General features: G+C 46.9%; 36 protein-coding genes and 2 pseudogenes. All 38 read left to right on the forward strand.

Going from position 1 to position 26,436, the window contains the following annotated elements:
- Nucleotides 1–29 precede the first annotated feature (29 nt).
- Entirely contained in the window at nt 30–1,217 is a 1,188-nt protein-coding gene (gene tuf, locus EGV91_RS02565) for an elongation factor Tu (protein WP_135500619.1), read from the forward strand.
- A gap of 321 nt (nt 1,218–1,538) precedes the next feature.
- Nucleotides 1,539–2,438 carry a branched-chain-amino-acid transaminase gene (gene ilvE, locus EGV91_RS02570; protein WP_135500620.1) on the forward strand — a complete coding sequence of 300 codons (900 nt, stop codon included), beginning with the start codon at nt 1,539–1,541 and terminating at the stop codon, nt 2,436–2,438.
- A 344-nt stretch (nt 2,439–2,782) separates the two neighbouring features.
- Nucleotides 2,783–4,507: a biosynthetic-type acetolactate synthase large subunit gene (ilvB, locus tag EGV91_RS02575; protein WP_135500621.1), complete on the forward strand. Its 1,725-nt coding sequence runs from the start codon at nt 2,783–2,785 to the stop codon at nt 4,505–4,507.
- A complete protein-coding gene (gene ilvN, locus EGV91_RS02580; RefSeq protein ID WP_135500622.1) occupies nt 4,504–5,016 on the forward strand; it encodes an acetolactate synthase small subunit in 513 nt (170 codons plus the stop codon). The genes ilvB and ilvN overlap by 4 nt, the downstream gene beginning before the upstream one ends.
- A gap of 26 nt (nt 5,017–5,042) precedes the next feature.
- The gene (ilvC, locus tag EGV91_RS02585; protein ID WP_135500623.1) at nt 5,043–6,077 is read left to right on the forward strand and encodes a ketol-acid reductoisomerase; all 1,035 of its coding nucleotides are present in this window, start codon (nt 5,043–5,045) and stop codon (nt 6,075–6,077) included.
- Entirely contained in the window at nt 6,064–7,605 is a 1,542-nt protein-coding gene (locus EGV91_RS02590; protein ID WP_135500624.1) for a 2-isopropylmalate synthase, read from the forward strand. Before ilvC ends, EGV91_RS02590 begins: the two co-directional genes overlap by 14 nt.
- Before the next feature lie 32 nt (nt 7,606–7,637).
- The gene (gene leuB / locus EGV91_RS02595) at nt 7,638–8,738 is read left to right on the forward strand and encodes a 3-isopropylmalate dehydrogenase (protein WP_135500625.1); all 1,101 of its coding nucleotides are present in this window, start codon (nt 7,638–7,640) and stop codon (nt 8,736–8,738) included.
- 19 nt (nt 8,739–8,757) lie between these two features.
- On the forward strand, nt 8,758–10,176 hold the full coding sequence (gene leuC, locus EGV91_RS02600; protein ID WP_135500626.1) for a 3-isopropylmalate dehydratase large subunit: 1,419 nt from the start codon (nt 8,758–8,760) through the stop codon (nt 10,174–10,176).
- A gap of 30 nt (nt 10,177–10,206) precedes the next feature.
- Nucleotides 10,207–10,794, forward strand: coding sequence for a 3-isopropylmalate dehydratase small subunit (gene leuD, locus EGV91_RS02605; protein ID WP_135500627.1), 588 nt, complete (start codon nt 10,207–10,209; stop codon nt 10,792–10,794).
- Between the two features lie 78 nt (nt 10,795–10,872).
- Nucleotides 10,873–11,817 (forward strand): threonine ammonia-lyase, encoded by a 945-nt coding sequence (locus EGV91_RS02610; RefSeq protein ID WP_135500628.1) that lies wholly within the window; start codon nt 10,873–10,875, stop codon nt 11,815–11,817.
- Between the two features lie 166 nt (nt 11,818–11,983).
- Nucleotides 11,984–13,306 (forward strand): Na+/H+ antiporter family protein, encoded by a 1,323-nt coding sequence (locus EGV91_RS02615; RefSeq protein WP_135500629.1) that lies wholly within the window; start codon nt 11,984–11,986, stop codon nt 13,304–13,306.
- A gap of 253 nt (nt 13,307–13,559) precedes the next feature.
- Nucleotides 13,560–13,868, forward strand: coding sequence for a 30S ribosomal protein S10 (rpsJ, locus tag EGV91_RS02620; protein ID WP_004233624.1), 309 nt, complete (start codon nt 13,560–13,562; stop codon nt 13,866–13,868).
- A gap of 49 nt (nt 13,869–13,917) precedes the next feature.
- Complete coding sequence (gene rplC / locus EGV91_RS02625) at nt 13,918–14,547, forward strand: 50S ribosomal protein L3 (RefSeq protein WP_135500630.1); 630 nt, start codon at nt 13,918–13,920, stop codon at nt 14,545–14,547.
- Between the two features lie 29 nt (nt 14,548–14,576).
- Complete coding sequence (gene rplD / locus EGV91_RS02630) at nt 14,577–15,200, forward strand: 50S ribosomal protein L4 (RefSeq protein WP_135500631.1); 624 nt, start codon at nt 14,577–14,579, stop codon at nt 15,198–15,200.
- A complete protein-coding gene (rplW, locus tag EGV91_RS02635; protein ID WP_135500632.1) occupies nt 15,200–15,484 on the forward strand; it encodes a 50S ribosomal protein L23 in 285 nt (94 codons plus the stop codon). Before rplD ends, rplW begins: the two co-directional genes overlap by 1 nt.
- 46 nt (nt 15,485–15,530) lie before the next feature.
- Nucleotides 15,531–16,361 carry a 50S ribosomal protein L2 gene (rplB, locus tag EGV91_RS02640; RefSeq protein WP_135500633.1) on the forward strand — a complete coding sequence of 277 codons (831 nt, stop codon included), beginning with the start codon at nt 15,531–15,533 and terminating at the stop codon, nt 16,359–16,361.
- A gap of 60 nt (nt 16,362–16,421) precedes the next feature.
- Nucleotides 16,422–16,700, forward strand: a complete 279-nt coding sequence (rpsS, locus tag EGV91_RS02645) for a 30S ribosomal protein S19 (RefSeq protein ID WP_135500634.1) — start codon at nt 16,422–16,424, stop codon at nt 16,698–16,700.
- A 19-nt stretch (nt 16,701–16,719) separates the two neighbouring features.
- The gene (gene rplV, locus EGV91_RS02650) at nt 16,720–17,061 is read left to right on the forward strand and encodes a 50S ribosomal protein L22 (RefSeq protein WP_135500635.1); all 342 of its coding nucleotides are present in this window, start codon (nt 16,720–16,722) and stop codon (nt 17,059–17,061) included.
- Between the two features lie 3 nt (nt 17,062–17,064).
- Nucleotides 17,065–17,721: a 30S ribosomal protein S3 gene (rpsC, locus tag EGV91_RS02655; RefSeq protein WP_135500636.1), complete on the forward strand. Its 657-nt coding sequence runs from the start codon at nt 17,065–17,067 to the stop codon at nt 17,719–17,721.
- Nucleotide 17,722: 1 nt separating this feature from the next.
- The gene (rplP, locus tag EGV91_RS02660; RefSeq protein WP_036803910.1) at nt 17,723–18,157 is read left to right on the forward strand and encodes a 50S ribosomal protein L16; all 435 of its coding nucleotides are present in this window, start codon (nt 17,723–17,725) and stop codon (nt 18,155–18,157) included.
- Nucleotides 18,147–18,347, forward strand: a complete 201-nt coding sequence (gene rpmC / locus EGV91_RS02665; RefSeq protein WP_135500637.1) for a 50S ribosomal protein L29 — start codon at nt 18,147–18,149, stop codon at nt 18,345–18,347. Before rplP ends, rpmC begins: the two co-directional genes overlap by 11 nt.
- A 24-nt stretch (nt 18,348–18,371) precedes the next feature.
- Nucleotides 18,372–18,635 (forward strand): 30S ribosomal protein S17, encoded by a 264-nt coding sequence (rpsQ, locus tag EGV91_RS02670; RefSeq protein WP_135500638.1) that lies wholly within the window; start codon nt 18,372–18,374, stop codon nt 18,633–18,635.
- A 47-nt stretch (nt 18,636–18,682) separates the two neighbouring features.
- Nucleotides 18,683–19,051, forward strand: a complete 369-nt coding sequence (rplN, locus tag EGV91_RS02675; protein ID WP_135500639.1) for a 50S ribosomal protein L14 — start codon at nt 18,683–18,685, stop codon at nt 19,049–19,051.
- A gap of 35 nt (nt 19,052–19,086) precedes the next feature.
- Nucleotides 19,087–19,397: pseudogene (rplX, locus tag EGV91_RS02680) on the forward strand (50S ribosomal protein L24).
- Nucleotides 19,398–19,425: 28 nt separating this feature from the next.
- Complete coding sequence (gene rplE, locus EGV91_RS02685) at nt 19,426–19,965, forward strand: 50S ribosomal protein L5 (RefSeq protein ID WP_135500640.1); 540 nt, start codon at nt 19,426–19,428, stop codon at nt 19,963–19,965.
- A gap of 19 nt (nt 19,966–19,984) precedes the next feature.
- Nucleotides 19,985–20,164, forward strand: a pseudogene (locus EGV91_RS02690) (type Z 30S ribosomal protein S14); the annotation flags it as partial.
- Nucleotides 20,165–20,198: 34 nt separating this feature from the next.
- On the forward strand, nt 20,199–20,597 hold the full coding sequence (gene rpsH / locus EGV91_RS02695) for a 30S ribosomal protein S8 (RefSeq protein WP_006828942.1): 399 nt from the start codon (nt 20,199–20,201) through the stop codon (nt 20,595–20,597).
- Between the two features lie 30 nt (nt 20,598–20,627).
- The gene (gene rplF, locus EGV91_RS02700) at nt 20,628–21,167 is read left to right on the forward strand and encodes a 50S ribosomal protein L6 (RefSeq protein ID WP_135500641.1); all 540 of its coding nucleotides are present in this window, start codon (nt 20,628–20,630) and stop codon (nt 21,165–21,167) included.
- Between the two features lie 33 nt (nt 21,168–21,200).
- Entirely contained in the window at nt 21,201–21,563 is a 363-nt protein-coding gene (gene rplR / locus EGV91_RS02705; RefSeq protein WP_135500659.1) for a 50S ribosomal protein L18, read from the forward strand.
- Between the two features lie 20 nt (nt 21,564–21,583).
- Complete coding sequence (gene rpsE / locus EGV91_RS02710; protein WP_135500642.1) at nt 21,584–22,084, forward strand: 30S ribosomal protein S5; 501 nt, start codon at nt 21,584–21,586, stop codon at nt 22,082–22,084.
- Nucleotides 22,085–22,098: 14 nt separating this feature from the next.
- On the forward strand, nt 22,099–22,281 hold the full coding sequence (gene rpmD, locus EGV91_RS02715; RefSeq protein WP_135500643.1) for a 50S ribosomal protein L30: 183 nt from the start codon (nt 22,099–22,101) through the stop codon (nt 22,279–22,281).
- A 33-nt stretch (nt 22,282–22,314) separates the two neighbouring features.
- On the forward strand, nt 22,315–22,755 hold the full coding sequence (gene rplO, locus EGV91_RS02720) for a 50S ribosomal protein L15 (protein WP_135500644.1): 441 nt from the start codon (nt 22,315–22,317) through the stop codon (nt 22,753–22,755).
- Nucleotides 22,755–24,050, forward strand: a complete 1,296-nt coding sequence (gene secY / locus EGV91_RS02725) for a preprotein translocase subunit SecY (protein WP_135500645.1) — start codon at nt 22,755–22,757, stop codon at nt 24,048–24,050. The genes rplO and secY overlap by 1 nt, the downstream gene beginning before the upstream one ends.
- A gap of 60 nt (nt 24,051–24,110) precedes the next feature.
- Entirely contained in the window at nt 24,111–24,764 is a 654-nt protein-coding gene (locus EGV91_RS02730) for an adenylate kinase (RefSeq protein WP_135500646.1), read from the forward strand.
- Between the two features lie 404 nt (nt 24,765–25,168).
- Complete coding sequence (infA, locus tag EGV91_RS02735; RefSeq protein WP_006828950.1) at nt 25,169–25,387, forward strand: translation initiation factor IF-1; 219 nt, start codon at nt 25,169–25,171, stop codon at nt 25,385–25,387.
- A gap of 37 nt (nt 25,388–25,424) precedes the next feature.
- Nucleotides 25,425–25,538, forward strand: coding sequence for a 50S ribosomal protein L36 (gene rpmJ / locus EGV91_RS02740; RefSeq protein ID WP_006828951.1), 114 nt, complete (start codon nt 25,425–25,427; stop codon nt 25,536–25,538).
- 21 nt (nt 25,539–25,559) lie between these two features.
- Nucleotides 25,560–25,925 (forward strand): 30S ribosomal protein S13, encoded by a 366-nt coding sequence (rpsM, locus tag EGV91_RS02745; protein ID WP_135500647.1) that lies wholly within the window; start codon nt 25,560–25,562, stop codon nt 25,923–25,925.
- 25 nt (nt 25,926–25,950) lie between these two features.
- On the forward strand, nt 25,951–26,340 hold the full coding sequence (gene rpsK / locus EGV91_RS02750) for a 30S ribosomal protein S11 (RefSeq protein ID WP_135500648.1): 390 nt from the start codon (nt 25,951–25,953) through the stop codon (nt 26,338–26,340).
- The last annotated feature ends 96 nt before the right edge of the window (nt 26,341–26,436 follow it).

The following is a 26,436-nucleotide window of genomic DNA, read 5'->3' on the forward strand; positions in this document are numbered from 1 at the left end:
TAACTTACATTTTGAGGAGGATTTTTCTAATGGGTAAAGCTAAATTTGATCGTTCTAAAACACACGCGAATATTGGTACAATTGGTCACGTCGATCACGGTAAAACAACTTTGACTGCAGCAATCGCTACAGTTCTAGCTAAAAAATCAGGCGGGGAAGCTCGTTCTTACGCTCAAATCGACAACGCACCTGAAGAAAAAGAGCGCGGTATCACAATCAATACTTCACACGTTGAGTATGAAACTGAATCACGCCACTACGCACACGTTGATTGCCCTGGACACGCCGATTATGTTAAAAACATGATCACTGGTGCTGCTCAAATGGACGGCGGGATCCTAGTAGTATCTGCTGCTGACGGCCCAATGCCACAAACTCGTGAGCACATCCTTCTTTCACGCCAAGTTGGTGTTCCTTACCTAGTTGTATTCATGAACAAATGCGATATGGTAGATGACGAAGAACTTCTTGAACTAGTTGAAATGGAAGTCCGCGACCTTCTATCAGAATATGACTTCCCAGGCGATGACATTCCTGTCATCAAAGGTTCTGCTCTTAAAGCTCTTGAAGGCGAGCCAGAATGGGAAGAAAAAATCGTTGAATTGATGAACGCAGTGGATGAGTATATCCCAACACCACCACGTGACACTGAAAAACCATTCATGATGCCTGTTGAGGATGTATTCTCAATCACTGGCCGTGGTACGGTTGCTACTGGACGCGTTGAACGCGGACAAATCAAAATCGGTGATAACGTTGATATCATTGGTCTTACTGAAGAACCAAAATCTACAACTGTAACAGGTGTAGAAATGTTCCGTAAATTGCTTGACTATGCTGAAGCTGGCGACAACATCGGTGCACTTCTTCGCGGAGTTTCTCGTGACGACGTACAACGTGGACAAGTATTGGCTAAACCAGGCACAATCACTCCACACACTGAGTTCAAAGCAGAAGTTTATGTTCTTTCAAAAGAAGAGGGTGGCCGTCACACGCCATTCTTCACAAACTACCGCCCACAGTTCTACTTCCGTACAACTGACGTAACTGGCGTTTGTAACCTTCCTGAAGGCGTTGAAATGGTTATGCCTGGAGACAACATCGAAATGATCGTTTCTCTAATCTCTCCTATCGCACTTGAAGAAGGAACTAAGTTCTCTATCCGTGAGGGTGGACGTACTGTAGGCGCTGGCGTAGTTGCAACTATCACTAAATAATTTTCGCTAAGCGTAAATCCCCTGCTCATTTTAATGAGCAGGGGATTTTTTTGTGGACAGATTTTCTGCTTTTTCTCTGTTATATGAGGTATGTAATATATTGCATTCAAATTTTTTTTGGGTTTTTTAAAATCTGAAAAACCCTTGGTACGACAACAATGAAAACGGATACATAATTTATTAATATTCTAAATAAACTAAAAACTATCACAATCTTGATTGACACCTGCTAGGATAGGCGATATGATAACAACAATTTACTAAAAGAAAGCAAATACAGCGAACAATCAATAAAATATTTTGAAGAAAGAAGTGGGCGGCATGGGCGAACAGATGATTTACTTGAATGGTGAATTTGTAAAAAAAGAAGATGCTAAAGTTTCGGTTTACGATCATGGGTTTTTATACGGAGACGGAGTATTCGAAGGGATTCGTTCATACAACGGAAACGTATTTCGACTGGAGGAACATTTAGAACGTCTTTACGATTCAGCTAAATCGGTCATGCTCGAAATTCCTCATACTTTTGAAGAGTTGACAAATATCGTGACAGAAACATTGCGCCGCAATGAATTGAGAGATGCCTATATCCGACTGGTTGTTTCCAGAGGAGCCGGAAATCTAGGACTGGATCCGTTAAGCTGTCCCCGGCCAAGCGTGATTGTCATTGCAGAAGCCTTATCTTTATTCCCAAAAGCGCTGTATGAGACAGGGATTGAAATAGTATCGGTGGCTACACGCCGCAGCCGTTCGGACGTCTTAAGCCCGAAAGTGAAGTCGCTCAATTACATGAATAATATCTTAGTTAAAATAGAGGCCAACTTGGCAGGGGTGCCCGAAGCCCTTATGCTGAACGACCAAGGTTACGTGGCAGAAGGTTCCGCGGACAACATCTTCATCGTCCGCAAAAACAAATTGCTGACGCCTCCGGGCTATGTAGGAGCTTTGGAAGGCATAACGAGAAATGCCATCATGGAAGTTGCGAAAGAGAAAGGTTATGACATGGAAGAGGCTGTCTTCACCAGACATGATGTTTATGTAGCTGACGAAGTGTTCTTAACCGGAACAGCAGCTGAAGTCATCGCAGTAGTGAAAGTAGATGGCCGGGTAATCGGGGACGGTGTACCGGGGCCAGTGACAAATGATTTGCTTGTTTCATTCAGGCAGCTTGTGCAGGAAGACGGAGTCAAAGTATACGCTGACCATTTAAATGCAGTATGATCAGCATCTATAAAACAATTCAATGACGAGGTTAAAGTAAACGGAACATGTATTCACAGAGAGCCGGTATTGGTGGAAGCCGGCAATACTACCGTTTTACGACATCCCCTCTGAGTGGAGTGCTGAACGGCTTCGGCCAAATAGGTATTCCCGGTGTCCAGCTAAGCAGTGGGCATCGTTATCAACGGATAAGCCAAGCTTATCCATGAGGCTGCAGTTGTGCAGCGAACTAGGGTGGTACCATGAAGCATTTTCATCCCTATGCAAGAACATGTTTCTTTGCATAGGGATGAAAATGCTTTTTTTATTTCACCGAAGACATAATCCAAAAGGAGGCGGACAGAATGGGAGTAAATGTGGAAGTAAGAGAAGTAGTTGAACAAAAACTGAAAGGCAGCGGTGCTGAGATCCTGATTCAATCGTTGAAAGAGCAGGGTGTCGAAGTGATCTTCGGTTACCCAGGAGGGGCCGTATTGCCAATCTATGATGCATTGCACAGAAACCCCATCCGTCATGTGCTCGCCCGGCATGAACAAGGAGCCATCCATGCCGCTGAAGGTTATGCAAGGGTGTCAGGAAAAACCGGGGTGGTTCTAGCAACTTCCGGGCCGGGAGCGACAAACCTTGTGACTGGAATCGCTGATGCCATGCTCGATTCGCTTCCGCTGGTGGTTTTCACCGGACAGGTTGCCAGCACGGTTATCGGGACGGATGCTTTTCAGGAAGCTGACATCATCGGCATCACGCAGCCGATTACGAAACATAATTACCAAGTGAAAAATGTTGAAGATTTTCCACGGATCATCAAAGAAGCATTCTATATCGCTTCAACTGGCCGTCCTGGCCCCGTGGTGGTTGATATACCGAAAGACATTTCAAATGGGCTGTTGATGAACTATGTAGACGAAGAAGTTAATCTGCCAGGCTATCAGCCGACAACGCAGCCAAATTATTTGCAGATCCAGAAAGCTGCATTGGCGATAAGCAATTCAAGAAAGCCGCTGATCCTGGCGGGTGCTGGGGTGCTTGCTGCAAAAGCGGCATCGGAACTACGGGAGTTTGTTGAACGGCATAATGTACCGATCACAAACACCTTGCTCGGCCTTGGGAGTATTGATGGCAACCATAATTTATTCCTTGGAATGGCCGGGATGCACGGAACGTATACGGCGAACACGGCAATTTGTGAATGTGATGTGCTGTTGAATATCGGAGCCCGATTTGATGACCGGCTGACCGGCAATCTGGCCCATTTCGCACCGAATGCAAAAGTGATCCATATCGATATCGACCCTGCTGAAATCGGCAAAAATGTTCCGACAGCCATACCGATTGTCGCGGATGCAGGAGAAGCGCTCCGGGCGTTATTGAACCAAGATATCGAGTCGCCGGATACGGCCGAGTGGCTGGCAAGCCTAGCAGCCAATAAAACCGAATATCCGCTGCAGTATAAAGCGGATAAGGAGCGCGGCATCCTCCCCCAGCAAGCCATCGAATTGATTCACCGGCTGACGGGTGGAGACGCAATCGTCACTACCGACGTAGGGCAACATCAAATGTGGGCAGCGCAATATTATAAATTCAATCATCCGCATAATTGGGTGACTTCAGGCGGATTAGGAACGATGGGCTTCGGCTTCCCGGCAGCGATCGGCGCGCAGCTCGCTCGACCAGATGAAAAAGTGATCTCGATTGTCGGAGATGCCGGCTTCCAGATGACGTTGCAGGAGCTGTCGCTGCTGCAGGAACTGCGGCTTCCGGTAAAAGTTGTGATCATGAACAACCAAAGCCTTGGGATGGTTCGGCAATGGCAGGAAACATTTTATGAAGAACGCTATTCACAGTCACTGATCCATGTGCAGCCTGATTTTGTGAAGATGGCTGAAGCATATGACATCGCGGGATACAAAGTGGAAACGATGGAGCAGGCTGAAGCGGTTTTCAAAGAGGCATTCGAGTCTAATGAACCGTGTTTGATCGATTGCCGGACCGTGCAGATGGAAAATGTCTATCCGATGGTAGCACCAGGCAAGGGGCTCAATGAAATGATCGGGGTGAAGAACGAATGAAACGGGTTATAACCACAACAGTAATCAACCAAAGCGGTGTTTTAAACCGCGTGACGGGTTTATTGATGAAACGGCAGTTTAATATTGAAAGCATTTCGGTTGGACATACGGAGCAGCCGGGAATGTCGAAAATGACGTTTGTCGTCAATGTCGAAGATGCCGGCAAGCTGGAGCAATTGCTGAAGCAGCTGCAGAAACAGATTGATGTCATCAAAGTCAATGACATCACCGACAAGGCGATGGTCATGAGGGAGCTGGCAATCGTTAAAGTGGTCTCTCCGCCAGCTGTCAGAAATGAGCTTTACGCTATTGTTGAACCTTTCCGGGCGACGGTAGTGGACATGAGCAAAAACGTCACCACTTTCCAAGTGGCAGGCGATCCGGAAAAAATCGAGGCTTTCATCGATCTGATGCGGCCTTACGGCATTAAAGAAGTGACGCGGACAGGTGTTTCCGCTTTTGTTAGAGAAACCCAGAAAACGCCTGCAGCGCAATTATCGATTCTATAAAACAAAAACCGAGGAGGAAATTAAAAATGGCGAAAATGTATTATAACCAAGACGTAAACGAACAGGTATTAAAAGGACGGACAATCGCGGTGATCGGATATGGTTCACAGGGACATGCACACGCACAGAACTTGAAAGATTCCGGGTTTGACGTAGTAGTGGGTGTTCGCAAAGGAAAATCATTCGACCAAGCGCAGGAGGACGGCATGAAAGTTGCTACTGTAGCAGAAGCGGCGGAAGCGGCGGATGTCATCATGGTATTGGTGCCGGATGAGCGCCAGACACAAGTTTATAACGATGAAATCAAACCGGCATTGAAAGCTGGAAAGTCACTGGTTTTCGCCCACGGCTTTAATGTTCATTTCAACCAGATTGTTGCTCCAAACGATGTGGACGTGTTCCTGGTAGCGCCAAAAGGGCCGGGCCATCTTGTGCGCCGCACATACGAATCAGGCGCCGGCGTTCCCGCTTTGATCGCAATCCACCAAGATGTATCAGGCCAAGCGCAGGAAACAGCATTAGCTTACGCGAAGGGCATCGGCGCAACACGAGCGGGTGTACTTGAGACGACGTTCAAGGAAGAAACGGAAACGGATCTTTTCGGCGAACAGGCAGTGTTATGCGGCGGTGTAACATCGCTGGTGAAAGCCGGATTTGAAACATTGGTGGAAGCGGGATATCAGCCGGAAGTGGCGTATTTCGAATGCATGCACGAGTTAAAGCTGATTGTCGACTTGATGTACGAAGGCGGATTGTCAGGCATGCGTTATTCAATCTCCGATACAGCGCAATGGGGCGACTTCGTATCCGGCCCGCGCATCGTCGATGCAGATACGAAAGTCCGCATGAAAGATGTATTAACGGATATCCAGACAGGCAAGTTCGCCAAAGGCTGGCTGCTTGAGAACCAATTAAACCGTCCGGAGTTCACAGCGATTGAAAAAGCGGAAGAAAATCATCAAATCGAGCAAGTGGGACGCGAATTGCGCGCCATGATGCCATTCGTCAATGAAGGGAAAAAGACAAAAGAAAAAGAGGTGGTCGCCAGTGCGCAAAATTGACATCTTTGATACGACGCTAAGAGACGGTGAACAATCGGCAGGCATCAACTTGAATACCGCTGAGAAAATCGAAATCGCCCGCCAGCTTGAACGTTTTGGCGCGACGATCATAGAGTCAGGATTCCCAGCGGCCTCTCCGGGGGATTTCGATGCTGTGCAGCGCATTGCGGGCACCGTCAAAAATTCCATCGTCACAGGGTTGGCACGTTCGGTTGAAAGCGATATTTCAAGAGCGTGGGAAGCGCTGAAAGGCGGCGAACAGCCACATGTCCATATTTTCATAGCGACTTCTCCGATTCATATGGAACATAAATTGATGAAGACGCCGGAACAAGTGATGGAAACGGCTATCGCTTCTGTAAAATATGCGAAAAAATTCTTCCCGCTGGTCCAATGGTCGGCGGAAGATGCTTCAAGGTCCGACCCGGAATTTTTGGTCCGCATCATCCGCAAAGTCATCGAAGCAGGTGCGACAACGATCAACCTGCCGGATACAGTCGGATACGCCACGCCAGCTGAATATGGCGCGATGTTCAAATACGTGACGGATAATGTCATCGGCATCGAAAACGTCAAATTATCGGCCCATTGCCACAATGACTTGGGAATGGCGACAGCGAATACGCTGGCAGCCATCGAAAACGGCGCGACGCAGGTGGAGGGAACAATCAACGGCATCGGTGAACGCGCAGGAAATGTGGCGTTGGAAGAAATTGCCGTTGCGCTGCATATCCGTAAACAAATTTACGAGATTGAGACCGGCATCCAGTTGAAGGAAATCAAGCGCACAAGCCAATTGGTCAGCCAATTGACAGGCAGCTTGATTCAGCCCAATAAAGCGGTGGTCGGAAAAAATGCCTTTGCGCATGAATCCGGCATCCACCAGGACGGCATGCTGAAAAACCCATTGACCTACGAAATTATTACGCCGGAATTGATCGGCGATGCATCGACGCAATTGGTGCTCGGCAAACATTCCGGCAGACATGCTTTCAAAGACCGCGCCATCAAAATGGGCTTTGAGTTAAGCGATGAAAAATTGAACCAAGCATTTGTGGAATTCAAGAAACTGGCCGACAGCAAAAAAGAGATTGTCGAAGACGATTTGTTCGTCTTGCTGACTGACCAGCAAATAAATGATAAAGAAGTGCCGGTCTATGAACTGGAAAGTGTGCAAGTGCATTACGGCACAGCGAACATTCCGACCGCTACTGCATCAGCGTATAAGCCGGATGGCGAACTGATTCGGGATTCGGCAACAGGCGCCGGTTCGGTAGAAGCGATATTCAATAGCTTGGAGCGGCTTGTGGCTGGCAAAGTCCACATTCTGGATTACCGGGTGACGTCAATCGGCAAAGGCCGCGATGCATTAGGTGAAGCCGTCATCAACATGACGTATAACGGGGAAACCGTGACAGGGCGCGACGTGGCACAGGATGTACTGGAAGCGACCGCGAAAGCGTATTTAAATGCAGTCAATCGCCAATTGGTGAAGGCGGGACAAAAAATCAGTGTCGCAGCAGGGTGACCCACAACAAGATTGAAAGAGGAGGAATTTTAATGGAGAAAACAATAGCAGTATTGCCAGGAGATGGAATCGGACCAGAAGTGACAGAGGCAGCAGTGAAGGTGCTGCAATCCATTGCGATGCGCTATGGCCATACCTTCCACCTGAAGCATGCATTGATTGGCGGGAGTGCGGTAGATGCACATAATAGTCCGCTGCCGGAAGAAACGGTGGCTGCATGTGAAGCGAGCGATGCGATTCTCCTGGGTGCAGTCGGAGGAGTGAAATGGGATAACCATCCAGCCCATTTGCGTCCGGAAAAAGGTTTGCTGAATATCCGCAAGCATTTTGATTTATTCGCGAACATCCGACCTGTTAAAGCGGTGCCGGCATTGCTTGGGTCTTCTCCATTAAAAGAAGAGGTCGCGAAAGATGTGGACATGGTCATCGTCCGCGAATTGACAGGCGGGCTGTACTTTGCTGAACCGAAACGCCGTTCTGAAAAATCAGCGGTTGATACATTGGTATATACGCGCCGGGAAATCGAGCGGATTGTCGACCAGGCATTCGAAATTGCCCGCGGGCGCAGAGGCAAAGTGACGTCGGTCGATAAAGCGAACGTCCTTGAAACGAGCAAATTATGGCGTGAAGTTGTGGAAGAGCGGAAAGCGGCTTATCCAGACGTCGAAGTCGAGCATATGCTGGTCGATTCGGCCGCGATGAAATTGATCACCGATCCCCGCCGCTTTGATGTCGTTGTGACAGAGAATATGTTCGGTGACATCTTAAGCGATGAAGCGTCGGTTATCACGGGATCGCTTGGCATGCTGCCATCCGCGAGTGTCCGCACAGACGGCTTCGGCTTATACGAACCGGTACACGGATCCGCGCCAGATATCGCGGGGCAGAATAAAGCCAACCCGTCAGCGGCGATCTTGTCGGTTGCCATGATGCTGCGCCATTCATTCGGCATGCATTCAGAAGCTTCCGCAATTGAAGAAGCGGTAATGGGCGTGCTGGAAGATGGCTATTGCACAGGGGATTTGACGACAGCCGGCAAACGGACTGTTTCGACTGAAACTTTCGTGACGAAAGTCATCGAGGAAGTCGAACGGGAATTTGTATCTGAACACATCATGTATTCTTACGTTTAAGCAAAGGAGCGGGCGCACGATGGCAAAAACGATTATTGAAAAGATTTGGGAACAGCATATCGTCTATGAAGAGGCGGGAAAGCCGGACCTTTTATACATCGACCTTCATTTATTGCATGAAGTCACTTCACCGCAGGCGTTCGAAGGCCTGCGGCTGAATGGCCGCAAAGTGCGGCGGCCGGATTTATGCTTTGCGACGATGGACCACAATGTGCCGACGCGCAACCGCGATCAAATCACCGATCCGATTTCGCGCAAGCAGATCGCAACTTTGCAGCAAAACTGCGATGAGTTCGGGGTTCCGCTTGCGGGCATCAATCATCCCGACCAAGGCATCGTGCACGTCATCGGACCGGAGCTTGGGCTGACGCAGCCGGGCAAGACGATCGTTTGCGGCGATAGCCATACGTCGACACACGGCGCGTTCGGCGCGCTGGCGTTCGGCATCGGCACAAGTGAAGTCGAACACGTGCTATCAACACAGACATTATGGCAATCAAAGCCTAAAACGATGGAAATCCGCATCGACGGTGAACTGGGCTTCGGCGTTTCTTCGAAAGATGTCATCTTGGCGATCATCGCCAAATTCGGCATCGACATGGGAACAGGGCATATCGTCGAGTATACGGGCGATGCCATCCGCAACTTGTCGATGGAAGAGCGCATGACGATCTGCAATATGTCGATTGAAGCGGGAGCGCGCGCTGGGCTGATCAGCCCGGACGACACGACGATCGACTATTTGAGAGGCCGACGCCATGTGCCGCAAGACGAGGCGTTTGAAGAAGCTGCTGCGAAATGGCTTGAGTTGGCGACAGATGAAGATGCGCAATACGATGTGTCGCTCTCCATCCACGCCGATGAAATCTCGCCGTTCGTCACTTGGGGCACCAATCCTTCGATGGGTTCAGGAATTGCAGGCCATGTGCCGTTTGCTGCGGATTACGAAGAGCAGGAAGACCGGGATGCGCTGAAACAGGCGCTGGATTATATGCACCTTGAAGAAGGGGCGGCATTGTCGTCAATTCCGATCCAACACGTCTTTATCGGTTCCTGCACGAATGCACGCTTAGGCGATCTACGGGCAGCTAGCGCCATTGTAGAAGGCCGTACAGTCCATCCATCTGTAACGGCGATTGTCGTACCGGGGTCAGAAACTGTAAAGCGTGCTGCAGAAGAGGAAGGGCTCGATAAAATCTTCCTGGCCGCCGGATTTGAATGGCGCGAAACGGGATGCAGCATGTGCCTGGCAATGAATGAAGATTCTGTTCCGGCAGGAGAACGCTGTGCATCCACTTCCAACCGGAATTTCGAAGGGCGCCAAGGAGCGGGTTCAATGACTCACCTTGTCAGCCCGGTGATGGCCGCTGCAGCTGCAATTGAAGGGCATCTGACAGATGTCCGGAATTATATGAAAGAACCTGTGCCGAGTGCATAACAACACCAAAGGAAAAGGAGGCCGCTTGCAATGAAGCCCATCAACCACATCAATAGCGTCTTGACCCCCCTGGAACGCAAAAATGTCGATACCGACCAAATCATCTCGAAAGAGTTTCTGAAGCGCATCGAACGGACCGGGTTCGGCAAGTATTTATTCTATCATTGGCGATTCCGTCCGGATGGTGCACCGGAAGAAAGCTTTGTCCTGAACGATCCGCGTTTCAAAGGCTCCGAAATTCTGGTCGCACAAGAGAACTTCGGTTGCGGCTCCTCACGCGAGCATGCCCCATGGGCGATTCAAGATTACGGGTTCAACGTCGTCATCGCGCCAAGCTTTGCGGATATCTTCTATAATAACTGTGTGAAAAACGGGATTTTGCCAATCCGTTTGGCGCATGCGGAAGTGGACGAGCTGATTCAAAAAGGCAAACAGGAGCCTTACCGGCTGGAAGTCGATTTAGAGGCACAGACCGTAGCAGGCCAGGACGGCAGCCGCTATTCGTTCACGATCGATCCGTATTGGAAAGAGATGCTGCTAAAAGGCTGGGACGAGATTGCGCTGACATTCCAATTCGAATCGCATATTACGGCATATGAAGCAAAACAAGGCGTGTAACATTCTACTATTACAAGAGGAGATGATCTGCTTGGGAATTCGTACAGTACAGTAGGCTTATTTAATGCATTCGAGAGGTTGGCGCCCATTGTCCATCGCACGCCGTGCAAGCAATCCAGTACGCTGAATGCCATCACCGGCAGCGAGGTTTCATTGAAACTGGAGAACTTGCAGAAAACGGGTTCGTTCAAAGTCCGCGGCGCGTTCAATAAAATCAGCCAGATGACGGAATTGGAATGCGCACGGGGAATCATTGCCGCTTCGGCGGGCAACCACGCGCAAGGTGTGGCACTGGCAGGGCGTGAAAAGGGCGTGCCGGTGACGGTATTTATGCCTGAAGGCACTCCGGAAACGAAAGTGCTGGCGACGCGCCAATACGGTGCCCGAGTTATCATTGCCGGGAAGAATTTCGACGAAGCATACGCAGCGGCGAAAAGGGAGCAATTGGCTACGGGTGCAGCGTTTGTCCATCCGTTTGACGATTTGGCCATCATCGAAGGGCAGGCGACAGTTGCAATGGAGATGCTGCAGCAATGCCCCGACCTGGATACAATCGTTGTACCAGCCGGCGGCGGCGGCCTGCTTGCAGGGACAGCTATCGCCGCCAAGCTGATGCGGCCGGAAATCCGGGTCATTGGCGTGCAGGCGAGAGCCGCTTCCTCTATCGCGTCCATTTTCCACGGCACCAATAATACGGCGGTGCCATTTCTGCCGACCATGGCGGAAGGCATCAAAGTGAAAGAGCCAGGAAAATTGACGACGAAAATCATCCAGGCTTACGTAGACGATGTCATCACCGTCAGTGAGCAGGAAATCGCCTCAGCGATCCTTTTTATGCTTGAACGTGAAAAGATGCTTGTCGAAGGAGCGGGAGCAGCGGCGGTTGCTGCAATGCTCTTTCGACATCTCCCATTTGATTCGGCGCGAACGGGCGTTATCGTCAGCGGCGGCAATTTCGACATCGCCAGACTCGAAGAATGCAGAAAAACCGCTACTGATATCGGTACGGCAAGTTCTTATTAATAGTAGAAGCCCTTTGCTATCCGGCAAAGGGCTTTTTGGCGGGCTGCGGAAAAGTCGGTTTTTTCAGTATGATGGAAATGCGTGCAGAGCGGTTGACATCCTTTTAGGGATTTGTTAATTTAATAAAGTACTTTAACGCTTTAGCAAACTAAAGGAGAATCCATAAATGAATGCAGTAGTGATTGCCGTAATTATCATGCTTGTCTTGAGCCTTCTCCGTGTCAACGTCGTGTTCGCTTTGTTGATCGGTGCACTGGCGGGGGGGCTAGCTGGAAACTTGTCATTTGCAGAAACCATCACCGCCTATACCGACGGACTTGGGGCAGGGGCCACCATCGCGCTCAGCTACGCCATGCTTGGCGGGTTCGCCGTAGCGATCTCGCGCACAGGAATTCCTGAATTGCTGGTTTCTGGCGTCTTGAAGCTCGTCAATAAAGAGGGGGAAGCAACTAGGGAAAACCTGGCGAAAGCATTAATCATCTTTGCGCTGCTGGTGATGGCTATCTTTTCACAGAACCTCATCCCGATTCACATCGCTTTCATCCCGTTATTGGTCCCGCCGATTCTACACATCCTAAACGAACTGCGCATCGACCGCCGTTTGATTGCTAGCGTGCTGACTTTCGGTTTGACTGCGCCCTATATTTTGCTGCCGTATGGCTTCGGGCTGATTTTCCATGAAATTGTTGCCACGCAGATGGAACTTGCAGGATTGCCGATTGATATGGCGGATATTCCGAAAGCGATGGCCATTCCAGTTGCCGGCATGGCGCTCGGCTTGATCATCGCCGTCTTCATTGCGTACCGCAAGCCGCGTGATTATCAGACCGAGCTTACTACTATAGAAGAAACCCGTACGAAAAAAGCATCGAAGAAAGATATTATTGTTACCATTCTGGCTTTGATTGCTGCGCTTTACGGGCAGATCCAGACAGAATCGATGATCATTGGCGCGCTGGCCGGAATCCTCGTATTGTATATCTTCGGTGCGATGAAATGGCGCGACGCGGATGATGTGCTGACAGCCGGCATGCGCATGATGGCCTTTATCGGCTTCGTCATGATCTCGGCGAATGGTTTTGCTTCCGTCATCCAAGCGACCGGTGCCATTGAGCCGCTGGTGGCAAGCTCCTCCGATTTATTTAATGGCAATAAAGGAGCGGCTGCGCTAGCGATGCTCATCATCGGCCTCGTCGTCACGATGGGCATCGGCTCATCGTTTGCGACCATTCCGATCATCGCTGCCATCTTCGTGCCGCTCAGCATGGAGTTCGGCTTCTCGACGCTGGCGATCATCGCCCTGATCGGAACAGCGGGCGCACTCGGCGACGCCGGGTCTCCGGCCTCCGATTCTACGCTCGGCCCGACAGCCGGACTGAACGTCGACGGGCAGCACAACCACATCTGGGATACGTGTGTGCCAACGTTCATCCATTACAATATTCCGCTCGTCGTGTTCGGCTGGATTGCGATTATGCTGCTCGCTTAAAGGTGAATGTTCGGACTATTATCGTATCGGTTGTATAAAGGAAAAATCCTGTTATAATAAAAAAAGCGAATCAGAAAGAATTTCGTGGAAAGCCTTGCGGAATTCTTTTTTCTTTTGTATAATGGTGAATGTTGGTCTTTGACTGCGATGAAGCGAGAGGTTACCGATACACCCGGCCGCTTTGCCATGGCGAGTGATTGGAAAATTTTCGTGGAGAATGTCTATCCAAAATAGGCGAAAGGGAGGGAAAATAATGGCAAAACAAAAAATTCGTATCCGTTTAAAAGCATATGATCATAGAATCCTAGATCAGTCTGCTGAGAAAATTGTGGAAACAGCTAAACGTTCAGGCGCTAGCGTATCGGGTCCGATACCGTTGCCAACGGAAAAGTCAGTTTACACGATCTTGCGTGCTGTCCATAAGTACAAAGATTCTCGTGAGCAATTTGAAATGCGCACACACAAACGTCTAATCGATATCGTTAACCCGACACCACAAACTGTCGATGCGTTGATGAAACTTGATTTACCGTCAGGCGTTGACATTGAAATTAAACTTTAATCGGTGAACGAAATAGAAAAAACACAAAAATTGCAGGAGGTGTGACAACATGACCAAAGGAATCTTAGGTAGAAAAATCGGTATGACGCAAGTTTTTGCTGAGAACGGTGATTTAATCCCTGTAACTGTAGTTGAGGCTGCTCCAAACGTAGTGCTTCAAAAGAAAACAGTTGAGGTTGACGGCTACGAAGCAATCCAATTAGGTTTTGAAGACAAGCGCGAGAAGCTTGCCAACAAACCTTCTAAAGGACACGTAGCAAAAGCGAACACTGCTCCTAAGCGCTTCATTCGCGAACTTCGCAATGTAAACTTAGCTGATTACGAGATTGGTCAGGAAGTCAAAGTAGATGTATTCGCAGAAGGCGACATCGTAGATGTCACTGGAACAACAAAAGGTAAAGGTTTCCAAGGTGTTATTAAACGCCACGGACAATCCCGCGGACCAATGTCCCACGGATCGCGTTACCACCGCCGTCCAGGTTCAATGGGCCCGGTTGCCCCTAACCGCGTTTTCAAACAGAAGAAATTACCTGGTCAAATGGGTGGAACGACAATTACGATCCAAAACCTTGAAATCGTCAAGGTTGATGTGGAACGCAACTTGCTTCTAATCAAAGGTAATGTTCCTGGTTCACGCAAAGCGATGCTTCGCGTAAAAACAGCTATCAAAGCTAACTAATCATTTTTTTGAGGAAGGAGGAAACACGAATGCCTAAAGTAGCTTTATTAAATCAAACAGGTTCACAAGTTGGCGACATCGAATTGAACGACTATGTATTCGGTATCGAACCAAATGAATCAGTGTTATTTGACGCAGTAGTGATGCAACGCGCTTCACTTCGCCAAGGTAACCATAAAGTAAAAAACCGTTCTGAAGTAGCAGGCGGCGGTAGAAAACCATGGCGCCAAAAAGGAACAGGACGTGCTCGTCAAGGGTCGATCCGTTCACCACAATGGCGCGGCGGCGGTGTTGTCTTCGGACCGACACCACGTAGCTACAGCTATAAATTGCCTAAGAAAGTACGTCGTTTAGCTCTTCGCTCTGCTCTTTCATCGACAGTAGTTGGAGAAAAATTGATGGTACTTGAAGGTTTGTCGTTTGACGCACCAAAAACAAAGTCATTTACACAATTGATGGGCGACCTTTCAATCGGTAAAAAAGCTTTGTTCGTAACTGCTGACCTTGATGAGAACGTAGCATTGTCTGCGCGCAACATCAAAGGCATGACAGTGGTGTCGGCAACTGGCATCAACGTATTAGACCTGCTTGGACATGACAAAGTCGTTATGACAAAAGCAGCGATCGAGAAAATTGAGGAGGTGCTTAGTTAATGGAAGCACGTGATATTTTAAAGCGTCCGGTCATTACTGAGCGTTCTTCTGAAGTAATGGCAGATAAGAAGTACACTTTTGAAGTGGACACTCGCGCAAACAAAACACAAGTTAAACATGCAGTTCAGGAAATCTTCGGAGTTCAAGTTGAGAAAGTCAACATCATGAACTACAAAGGGAAATTCAAACGCATGGGCAAACACGCAGGATACACTAACAAACGCCGCAAAGCGATCGTTAAATTGACTGCTGACAGCAAAGACATCGAATTGTTCGATATTTAATTTCTTATAAGTTCTTAAAGAACTACTAACGAAGGAGGGAAATAACGTGGGGATTAGAAAATACAAACCTACCACTAACGGTCGTCGTAATATGACGAGTTCGGATTTCGCTGAAATCACAACGAACAAGCCTGAAAAATCGCTTCTACAACCAACTAAGCGTAAAGGCGGCCGTAATAACCAAGGTAAAATTACTGTACGCCATCACGGTGGTGGACATAAACGCCAATACCGTGTTATCGATTTCAAACGTAACAAAGATGGCATTCCAGGACGCGTTGCTACAATCGAGTACGATCCTAACCGTTCTGCGAACATCGCATTGATCAACTATGCTGATGGAGAAAAACGTTACATCTTGGCTCCTAAAGGACTCACAGTTGGAACGCAGATCATGTCAGGCGTTGAAGCTGATATCAAAGCAGGTAACGCACTTCCGTTATCGAACATCCCAATGGGTTCTACAATCCATAACATTGAATTGAAGCCAGGCGGCGGCGGACAACTTGTACGCTCTGCAGGAACTTCAGCTCAGGTATTGGGTAAAGAAGGAAAATACGTAACAGTTCGTTTGCAATCAGGCGAAGTTCGCATGATCCTTGCTACTTGCCGTGCTACTATTGGCGCTGTAGGCAACGAGCAGCACGAATTGATCAACATTGGTAAAGCAGGACGTAACCGCTGGAAGGGCAATCGCCCAACAGTCCGCGGATCTGTAATGAACCCTAACGATCACCCACACGGTGGTGGTGAAGGACGTTCGCCAATCGGACGTAAATCACCAATGTCTCCATGGGGCAAACCAACTCTTGGATACAAAACGCGCAAGAAAACGAACAAGTCAGACAAGTTCATCGTGCGTCGTCGTAAAAAATAATTTGATTCCGCTGCGGTTCAATGAAAGAACCGTGGTGCGATCACGAAGGGAGGACCTCAAATGGGCCGCAGCTTGAAGAAAGGACCTTTTGCTGATGATCATCTTTTGAAAAAAGTTGACGCACAAAAGGATTCTGAGAAAAAACAAGTGATTAAAACTTGGTCTCGCCGTTCTACAATTTTCCCGACATTCATCGGACTAACAATTGCAGTATACGACGGACGTAAACACATCCCTGTATACGTGACTGAAGACATGGTTGGCCATAAACTAGGAGAATTTGCTCCAACACGCAAATACGCTAGTCATGGTGCAGACGACAAGAAAACAAGACGTTAATTGAGAGGAGGATTTCCCCATGCAAGCAAAAGCTGTTGCTAGAACAGTACGTATTGCTCCTCGTAAAGTCCGTTTAGTAGTAGATTTAATCCGAGGCAAGCAAATCGGCGAAGCCGTTGCAATTTTGAACCACACTCCGAAAGCATCATCTATTGTTGTTGAGAAGTTGTTGAAATCTGCAGCTGCTAACGCAGAACATAACTACGAAATGGATCTGAACAACTTGTACATCAGTGAAGTATTCGTTGATGAAGGTCCGACATTGAAACGTTTCCGTCCACGTGCAATGGGACGCGCAAGCGCGATTAACAAACGTACAAGCCACATCACACTAGTGGTATCTGACAAGAAGGAGGGATAATTCGTGGGACAAAAAATACATCCAATAGGGATGCGTATCGGAATCATTCGTGACTGGGAGTCCAAATGGTACGCTGAAAAAGACTATGCGACACTTCTTCACGAAGATATTAAAATCCGTGAATACGTCGAAGCACGTTTGAAAGAAGCTTCAGTTTCTAAGATTGAAATTGAGCGCGCTGCAAATCGTGTAAACGTAACAATTCACACTGCGAAACCAGGTATGGTAATTGGTAAAGGTGGTTCTGAAGTAGAAGTGCTTCGCAACCAACTGAACACAATGACTGGCAAGCGTGTACACATCAACATCATTGAAATCAAGAGAGCTGACCTTGATGCGAGATTAGTAGCTGAAAGCGTAGCACGCCAATTGGAAAACCGTGTATCTTTCCGCCGTGCTCAAAAGCAAGCTATCCAGCGCACTATGCGTTCTGGCGCTAAAGGGATCAAAACTCAAGTATCTGGACGTTTAGGCGGCGCTGACATTGCGCGTTCTGAACACTACAGTGAAGGTACTGTTCCGCTCCATACGCTACGCGCGGATATCGATTATGCGCATGCAGAAGCCGATACAACTTACGGCAAACTTGGCGTAAAAGTATGGATCTACCGCGGTGAAGTCCTTCCAACTAAGAAGAAATCTGAGGAAGGAGGCAAATAATATGTTAATGCCTAAACGCGTTAAATATCGTCGAGAGCACCGAGGCAAGATGCGCGGAGAAGCTAAAGGCGGCAAAGAAATCGCATTCGGTGAATTTGGTCTCCAGGCTTTAGAATCATCTTGGATCACTAACCGCCAAATCGAAGCAGCACGTATTTCCATGACTCGCTACATGAAACGTGGCGGTAAAGTATGGATTAAAATTTTCCCGCATAAACCTTATACGAAAAAGCCTCTTGAGGTACGTATGGGATCCGGTAAAGGTTCGCCTGAAGGCTGGGTAGCGGTTGTTAAAACTGGTAAAGTAATGTTCGAACTTGCTGGAGTATCTGAAGAAGTGGCACGCGAAGCATTGCGCTTAGCATCACACAAACTTCCGATCAAAACGAAGTTCGTTAAACGCGAAGAAATTGGTGGTGAATCGAATGAAAGCTAAAGAAATCCGTGACTTAACCACTGCTGAGATCGAACAAAAAGTGAAATCACTGAAGGAAGAGCTTTTCAACCTTCGCTTCCAATTGGCTACAGGTCAATTAGAAAATACTGCTCGCATCCGCGAAGTACGTAAAGCGATTGCCCGTATGAAAACTGTGATTCACGAAAGAGTACTCAGTGGCAATAACTGATAAATCGAGAGGAGGTTTGCAAGTATGACTGAGCGTAACCAACGCAAAGTATACACAGGCCGTGTTGTGTCTGACAAAATGGACAAGACCGTTACAGTAATGGTTGAAACTCAAAAGAAGCACTCATTTTATGGCAAACGTGTAAAATACTCTAAGAAATATAAAGCTCATGATGAGCTAAACGAAGCGAAAATGGGCGACATCGTTCGCATCATGGAAACTCGTCCGCTGTCAGCTACAAAACGTTTCCGTTTGATGGAAGTTGTAGAAAAAGCGGTTATTATCTAATTTAAATAATTTCGGAACCTAAGAAATTCCGAAGGGAGGTAACCTAAGTGATCCAACAGGAAACTCGTTTAAAAGTTGCAGACAACTCGGGTGCTCGTGAAGTACTAACAATTAAAGTGCTTGGTGGTTCTGGTCGCAAGACTGCAAACATCGGCGACGTAATTGTTTGTACCGTGAAGAAAGCAACACCAGGTGGCGTTGTCAAGAAAGGTGAAGTCGTTAAGGCTGTCATCGTTCGCACGAAAAGCGGAGCTCGCCGTAAAGACGGCACTTACATTAAATTTGATGAAAATGCATGTGTTATTATTCGTGACGACAAAGGTCCACGTGGAACACGTATTTTCGGACCTGTTGCCCGCGAACTTCGCGACAGCAACTTCATGAAAATCGTTTCACTTGCTCCTGAAGTTCTTTAATAAATCAATGTGCCATACCAAGGAGGTGCGACAGAATGCATGTTAAAAAAGGTGATACAGTTAAGGTAATCTCAGGTAAAGACAAAGGCAAAACAGGTGTTGTTTTGACAGCTCTTCCTAAGAAAGACCGTGTGCTAGTTGAAGGTGTAAACATCATCAAAAAGCATACAAAACCGAACCAGGCAAGCCCACAAGGTGGGATTGTCAGCCAAGAAGCAGCGATTCACGTTTCTAACGTAATGTTAATCGACCCTAAATCCGGCGAGCGACTCGTGTAGGATACAAGGTAGAAGATGGTAAAAAAGTTCGTGTTGCAAAAAAATCCGGTGAAAAATTAGATAAATAAAAATTCCTGAATGAAGGGAGGTACACACATGAACCGCCTAAAAGAAAAATATGTGAATGAAGTCACTCCTGCTCTAGTGAGCAAGTTTGAATATAAATCAGTAATGCAAGTACCCCAAGTAGATAAGATCGTTATTAACATGGGTGTGGGCGAAGCTGTTCAAAACACTAAGTCCCTTGACACTGCTGTTGAAGAACTACAAACGATTTCTGGTCAAAAACCAGTTATTACCAAAGCTAAGAAATCTATCGCTGGCTTCCGTCTTCGTGAAGGTATGCCAATCGGATGTAAAGTTACACTTCGCGGAGAGCGTATGTATGACTTCCTGGATAAATTGATTGCTATCTCACTTCCACGTGTACGTGATTTCCGTGGCGTTTCGAAAAAATCTTTCGATGGACGCGGCAACTACACACTTGGTGTGAAAGAACAATTGATCTTCCCTGAAATCGATTATGATAAAGTTTCTAAAGTACGCGGTATGGACATCGTAATTGTAACAACTGCGAACTCTGATGAAGAAGCTCGTGAGTTATTAACACAATTCGGAATGCCGTTCCAAAAGTAAACGTGAGGGAGGCGTAAACGTGGCTAAAAAATCTATGATCGCAAAACAAAAACGCACGCCAAAGTTTAAAGTACAAGAGTACACACGCTGTGAACGATGCGGACGTCCGCATTCAGTATTACGCAAATTTAAACTTTGCCGTATTTGTTTCCGTGAACTTGCATATGTGGGACAAATTCCTGGCGTTAAAAAAGCCACTGGTAATCCCCTAATTTGGGAAGGAGGTAAATGTAATGACAATGACAGATCCGATTGCAGATATGCTGACACGCATTCGTAATGCAAACATGGTTCGTCACGAGAAATTAGAGCTTCCGGCTTCTAATGTGAAAAAAGACATCGCTGAAATTTTGAAGCGTGAAGGTTTCGTTCGTGACGTGGAATATGTTGAAGATGATAAACAAGGTATGATCCGGATTTTCTTGAAATACGGAGCTAATAACGAACGCGTTATTACTGGATTGAAACGCATTTCAAAACCAGGATTGCGTGTATACGCTAAAACTAATGAGGTGCCTCGTGTACTGAACGGTCTTGGGATCGCTTTGGTATCGACATCACAAGGTTTGGTAACTGATAAAGAAGCCCGCGCGAAACAAATCGGCGGAGAAATCATAGCATACGTTTGGTAATTAGCAACAAACGAATGGAGGTGCAAAGAAATGTCACGTGTAGGTAAAAAACCAATCGAGGTTCCTGCTGACGTTACTGTCACTATTGGCGACAATAACGAAGTAACTGTTAAAGGACCTAAAGGCGAGTTGACTCGCAAATTCAACAAAGATATCGCAATCGTTCTTGAAGACAACGTGGTAACATTATCACGCCCGTCTGAATCGAAAGATCACCGCACAATTCACGGAACTACTCGTGCTTTGCTTGCTAACATGGTTCTTGGAACTTCACAAGGATTCGAGCGTACGCTTGAATTGGTAGGGGTTGGATACCGTGCTCAGCTGCAAGGTCAAAAATTGGTTCTTAACGTAGGTTACTCTCACCCGGTTGAATTCACTCCGGAAGAAGGCCTTACAGTTGAAGTTCCAGCTAACACAAAAGTTATCGTTAAAGGCATCGACAAAGAACGCGTTGGAGCTCTTGCTTCTAACATCCGCCAAGTTCGTCCGCCAGAGCCGTATAAAGGCAAAGGTATCCGTTACGAAGGTGAGAAAGTTCGCCGCAAAGAAGGTAAAACAGGTAAATAATGCTGCTTAGGCAGGATGAAAGGAGTGACCTCAGTGATTACGAAACTCGATAAAAACGCATCTCGTAAAAAGCGTCATGCTCGTGTACGTTCAAAAATCACGGGTACAGCAACACGCCCGCGTTTAAACGTATTCCGTTCGAATAAATACATCTACGCTCAATTGATCGACGATACTAACGGCGTAACACTTGTAAGTGCATCATCTATGGATAAAGATTTCACAGGCGATTCAACTGGCAACGTGGAAGCAGCAGCTAAAGTCGGCGAAACAATCGCAAAACGTGCTACTGAAAACGGTTTGACATCGATTGTTTTTGACCGCGGTGGTTATTTATATCATGGACGTGTAAAAGCATTGGCAGAAGCTGCACGTGAAAATGGTTTACAATTTTAAAAGAAGGAGGGACACATTTCATGCGTCGTATTGATCCAAACAAACTTGAACTTGAAGAACGCGTAGTTACGATTAACCGCGTAGCGAAAGTTGTAAAAGGTGGACGTCGTTTCCGTTTCTCCGCATTAGTTGTTGTAGGCGACAAAAATGGTAATGTCGGTTTTGGTACTGGTAAAGCACAAGAAGTTCCAGATGCTATCCGTAAAGCTATTGAAGATGCGAAGAAAAACCTTATTGAAGTACCAATGGTTAAAGGTACAACTCCACACTTAGTAATCGGTCGCTTTGGTGCTGGCCAAATTCTTATCAAACCGGCTTCTCCGGGTACTGGTGTTATTGCTGGTGGACCTGTCCGTGCGGTACTTGAACTTGCTGGAGTACAAGACATCTTGTCGAAATCTCTAGGTTCAAACACACCAATCAACATGGTTCGTGCAACTATCAACGGTTTGACTCAACTGAAAAGTGCTGACCAAGTTGCAAAACTTCGCGGCAAAACTACAGAAGAGCTATTAGGATAAGGAGGGAAAATTACATGGCAACTAAACTAGAAATTACCCTCACAAAATCTGTGATCGGCGCTAAGCCATCACAACGTAAAACTGTCCAGTCATTAGGCTTGCGCAAAATGCACCAGACAGTAGCGCACCAAGACAATGCAGCCGTTCGCGGAATGCTTGATAAAGTCGCTCATTTAGTAACTATCAAAGAAGTTTAATCCCTGATTTCTATAGAAGGAGGTGCCAACCACATGAAACTTCATGAATTAAAACCAGCAGAAGGTTCACGCAGTTCAAGAAAGCGTATCGGACGCGGTATCGGTTCAGGTACTGGTAAAACAGCAGGTAAAGGCCATAAAGGTCAAAACGCACGTTCTGGCGGCGGAGTTCGTCCAGGATTCGAGGGTGGTCAAAACCCATTGTTCCGTCGTTTGCCTAAACGTGGATTTACGAACATTAACCGTAAAGACTATGCTATTGTCAACCTTGATGTATTGAACCGTTTCGACGAGGGCACAGAAATTACACCTGCATTGCTTATCGAATCAGGTTATGTCAGCAACGAACGTTCTGGAATCAAGATTCTTGGCAATGGTAGCTTAGAGAAGAAAATGACTGTTAAAGCTCACAAATTCTCTGGAACAGCAAAAGAAGCGATTGAAGCTGCCGGCGGACAAACCGAGGTGCTTTAATGTTTCAGACAATCTCAAATTTTATGCGCGTGACTGATATTCGAAATAAAATTATCTTTACTTTACTAATGCTCATCATTTTCCGTATCGGGACTTTCATTCCGGTACCGAATGTTGACGCAAACGTATTGCAAGCTACTGATCAAGCTGGCTTGATCGGATTCTTAAATACTTTCGGTGGAGGCGCCCTAGCTAATTTCTCGATTTTAGCAATGGGGATCATGCCATACATCACAGCGTCAATCATCGTGCAATTATTGCAGATGGATGTTGTGCCGAAGTTTGCAGAGTGGGCGAAACAAGGTGAAGTCGGAAGACGGAAACTTGCTCAATTCACTCGCTATTTCACAATTGTTCTTGCCTTTATCCAAGCGATTGGTATGTCTTACGGATTCAACCAGATTTATGGTGGATCTTTAATACAGGACGATTCGATTGCAACTTATGCTGTAATCGCAATTGTTTTAACTGGCGGTACTGCATTTCTACTGTGGCTTGGTGAGCAGATTACGGCAAAAGGTGTGGGGAACGGTATTTCGATTATCATCTTCGCTGGGATTGTCGCTGCAATACCTGGAGCTGTCAACCAATTGTACGCACAGCAAATCGAAGGAGCTGGTTCTCAGCTTGCGATCAACATCGCCCTTCTGGTCTTGCTTGCATTAGCAGTTGTTGCTGTTACTGTTTTGGTCATCTACGTTCAGCAAGCGCTGCGTAAAATTCCGATCCAGTATGCAAAACGCGTTGCTGGCCGCGGCCAGACAACAAGTGCACAACAAACGCATTTACCTTTGAAAGTGAACGCGGCCGGAGTTATCCCGGTTATCTTCGCAGTAGCGTTTATCATTACGCCGCAAACCATCGCTTCTTTCTTTGGCGCCAACGCGGTTACGGATGCAATCCAGAATACATTTGACTACACTCGTCCTGTCGGCATGATCATTTATGTCGCTTTGATTGTAGCTTTCACTTATTTCTATGCATTCATTCAGGTTAATCCTGAAAACGTGTCGGACAATCTGAAAAAGCAAGGTGCTTATATTCCGGGAATCCGTCCGGGTAAAAATACGCAAGATTATTTAACAAGCGTGTTGTACCGTTTGACATTCGTCGGAGCGATTTTCCTGTCCGTTATCGCAGTAATGCCAATTTTCTTCACCAACCTGATGGGCTTGCCGCAATCGGCGCAAATCGGTGGTACAAGTCTATTGATCGTGGTAGGGGTAGCGCTGGAGACGATGAAACAATTGGAATCTCAGCTTGTTAAACGTCATTATAAAGGCTTTATGAAATAATCAGGGGTTTTAGGGGCGTGTGAAAACGTTCCTTCTCCACTTGTCTGAGGGGGCAAACGTATGAATATCGTATTAATGGGTCTACCTGGTGCCGGAAAAGGCACTCAAGCGGACAGAATTGTTGAGAAGTACGACATCCCTCATATTTCTACAGGTGATATGTTCCGGGCCGCTATCAAAGGCGGAACGAAACTAGGCTTGGAAGCAAAATCGTTCATGGATAAGGGAGCATTAGTTCCCGATGAAGTGACTATCGGTATCGTCCGTGAGCGTCTTAGCGCAGCGGATTGTGAAGAAGGCTTCCTATTGGATGGCTTTCCACGTACAGTCCCACAAGCTGAAGCGCTGGAATCTCTTCTTGCTGATCTTGGCAAAAGAATCGAGCATGTCGTAAACATCCAAGTTGAACAAGACGAACTTGTTAAACGATTAACGGGTCGCCGGATTTGCAAAGTGTGTGGCACAGCTTACCATCTCGTTTTTAACCCGCCTCAAAAAGACGGTGTATGCGATAAAGATGGCGGCGAACTATACCAGCGCGAAGACGACAATCCTGAAACCGTCACAAACCGTTTAGAAGTTAACATTAAACAAACTCAGCCGCTTCTTGATTTCTACGAAAACAAAGGCGTGCTGAAAAATATAAATGGACAGCAGGACATTCAAAAGGTATTTGCTGACATTGATGCTCTTCTAAAGGGCGACCGAGGCTAATCTTCGGCGCCGGGCGCAGTTAGTTGCCTCCATGTGGCTTTAAGGAGCGACGGAGATATGAATTTTCGAGAGCTGCAAAAGCAAACAAGGCTTGTTATAGGAAGTCTGATGCAGGGTTCACAAAGTGCAATTCGGCATGGGAAATAGTATAATGGGTTTCGTGGAAGCATCTGTGTAACGGGTTTGGAACTCATCCAAGGCAGTCCGGACGGTCGAGGAAACATGAGTCAGGCTGGATTAACCGGATTACCCCCTCTCCGCAATCTGCGGGCAGTGGAACTCGGAGACTGTCTTTCGAATGTCACTCATGCATTCCTGGTGAATGAATATCGTAGTATTATTCAATCAGCAAATACTGTTTGAAGATGAGAACCTGATTTGTATACAGAAGGGAGACTGGGTCGATGGCGAAAGACGATGTAATTGAAATCGAAGGAACAGTCGTTGAGACTTTGCCTAACGCGATGTTTAAAGTGGAACTGGAGAACGGCCATACGATTCTTGCGCATGTATCAGGCAAGATCCGCATGCATTTCATCCGCATTCTGCCGGGGGATAAAGTAACAGTGGAACTTTCTCCTTACGATTTAACACGCGGTCGTATCACATACCGTTTTAAATAATCTTTTGCACTCCGGACTACTAAGGAGGTTGGGTTAGATGAAAGTGAGACCATCTGTAAAACCGATCTGTGAAAAATGTAAAGTTATTCGCAGAAACGGTAAAGTAATGGTAATCTGTGAAAATCCGAAACACAAACAAAGACAAGGCTAATAAGAAGGAGGTGCATCACACATGGCACGTATTGCTGGTGTTGACATTCCACGCGACAAACGCGTTGTTATTTCATTAACATACATTTTCGGTGTTGGTAAAACTACTGCTCAGAAAGTACTTTCAGGAGCTGGTATCTCTGAAGATACTCGCGTTCGCGATCTTACTGAAGACGAGTTGAACAATATCCGTGAGCAATTGGATCAATATAAAATTGAAGGTGACCTACGCCGTGAAGTTTCTATGAACATCAAGCGATTGATGGAAATTGCTAGCTTCCGAGGTATCCGCCACCGCCGTGGACTACCTGTTCGCGGACAAAATACGAAGAACAATGCGCGTACGCGTAAAGGTCCTCGTAAAACTGTAGCTAACAAGAAAAAATAATCAGTAAAGGAGGTATCTTCCTAACATGGCACGTAAACAACAAACTCGTAAGCGTCGTGTGAAAAAGAATATCGAATCTGGTATTGCTCACATCCGCTCAACATTTAACAACACAATCGTTACGATTACAGATATGCAAGGAAATGCAGTATCATGGTCAAGCGCTGGTGCTCTAGGATTTAGAGGTTCACGTAAATCTACACCTTTCGCTGCTCAAATGGCTGCTGAAACTTGTGCTAAAACTTCGATCGAACACGGTCTTAAAACTCTAGAAGTTACAGTTAAAGGTCCTGGTTCAGGTCGTGAGGCTGCTATCCGTGCGCTTCAAGCTGCCGGACTAGAAGTTACAGCTATCAAAGATGTAACTCCAGTACCTCATAACGGTTGCCGTCCGCCAAAACGCCGTCGCGTATAATCGTTAATCTGAATAGGATTTTTGAACATCACGACTTACTGAATGTGTTCCGAATCGTTGCGAAAGTCTGTGACTATCGAATTCTTGATGAAACGA

The sequence above is a fragment of the Planococcus koreensis genome (assembly GCF_004761975.1).
Classification (GTDB): Bacteria; Bacillota; Bacilli; order Bacillales_A; family Planococcaceae; genus Planococcus; species Planococcus koreensis.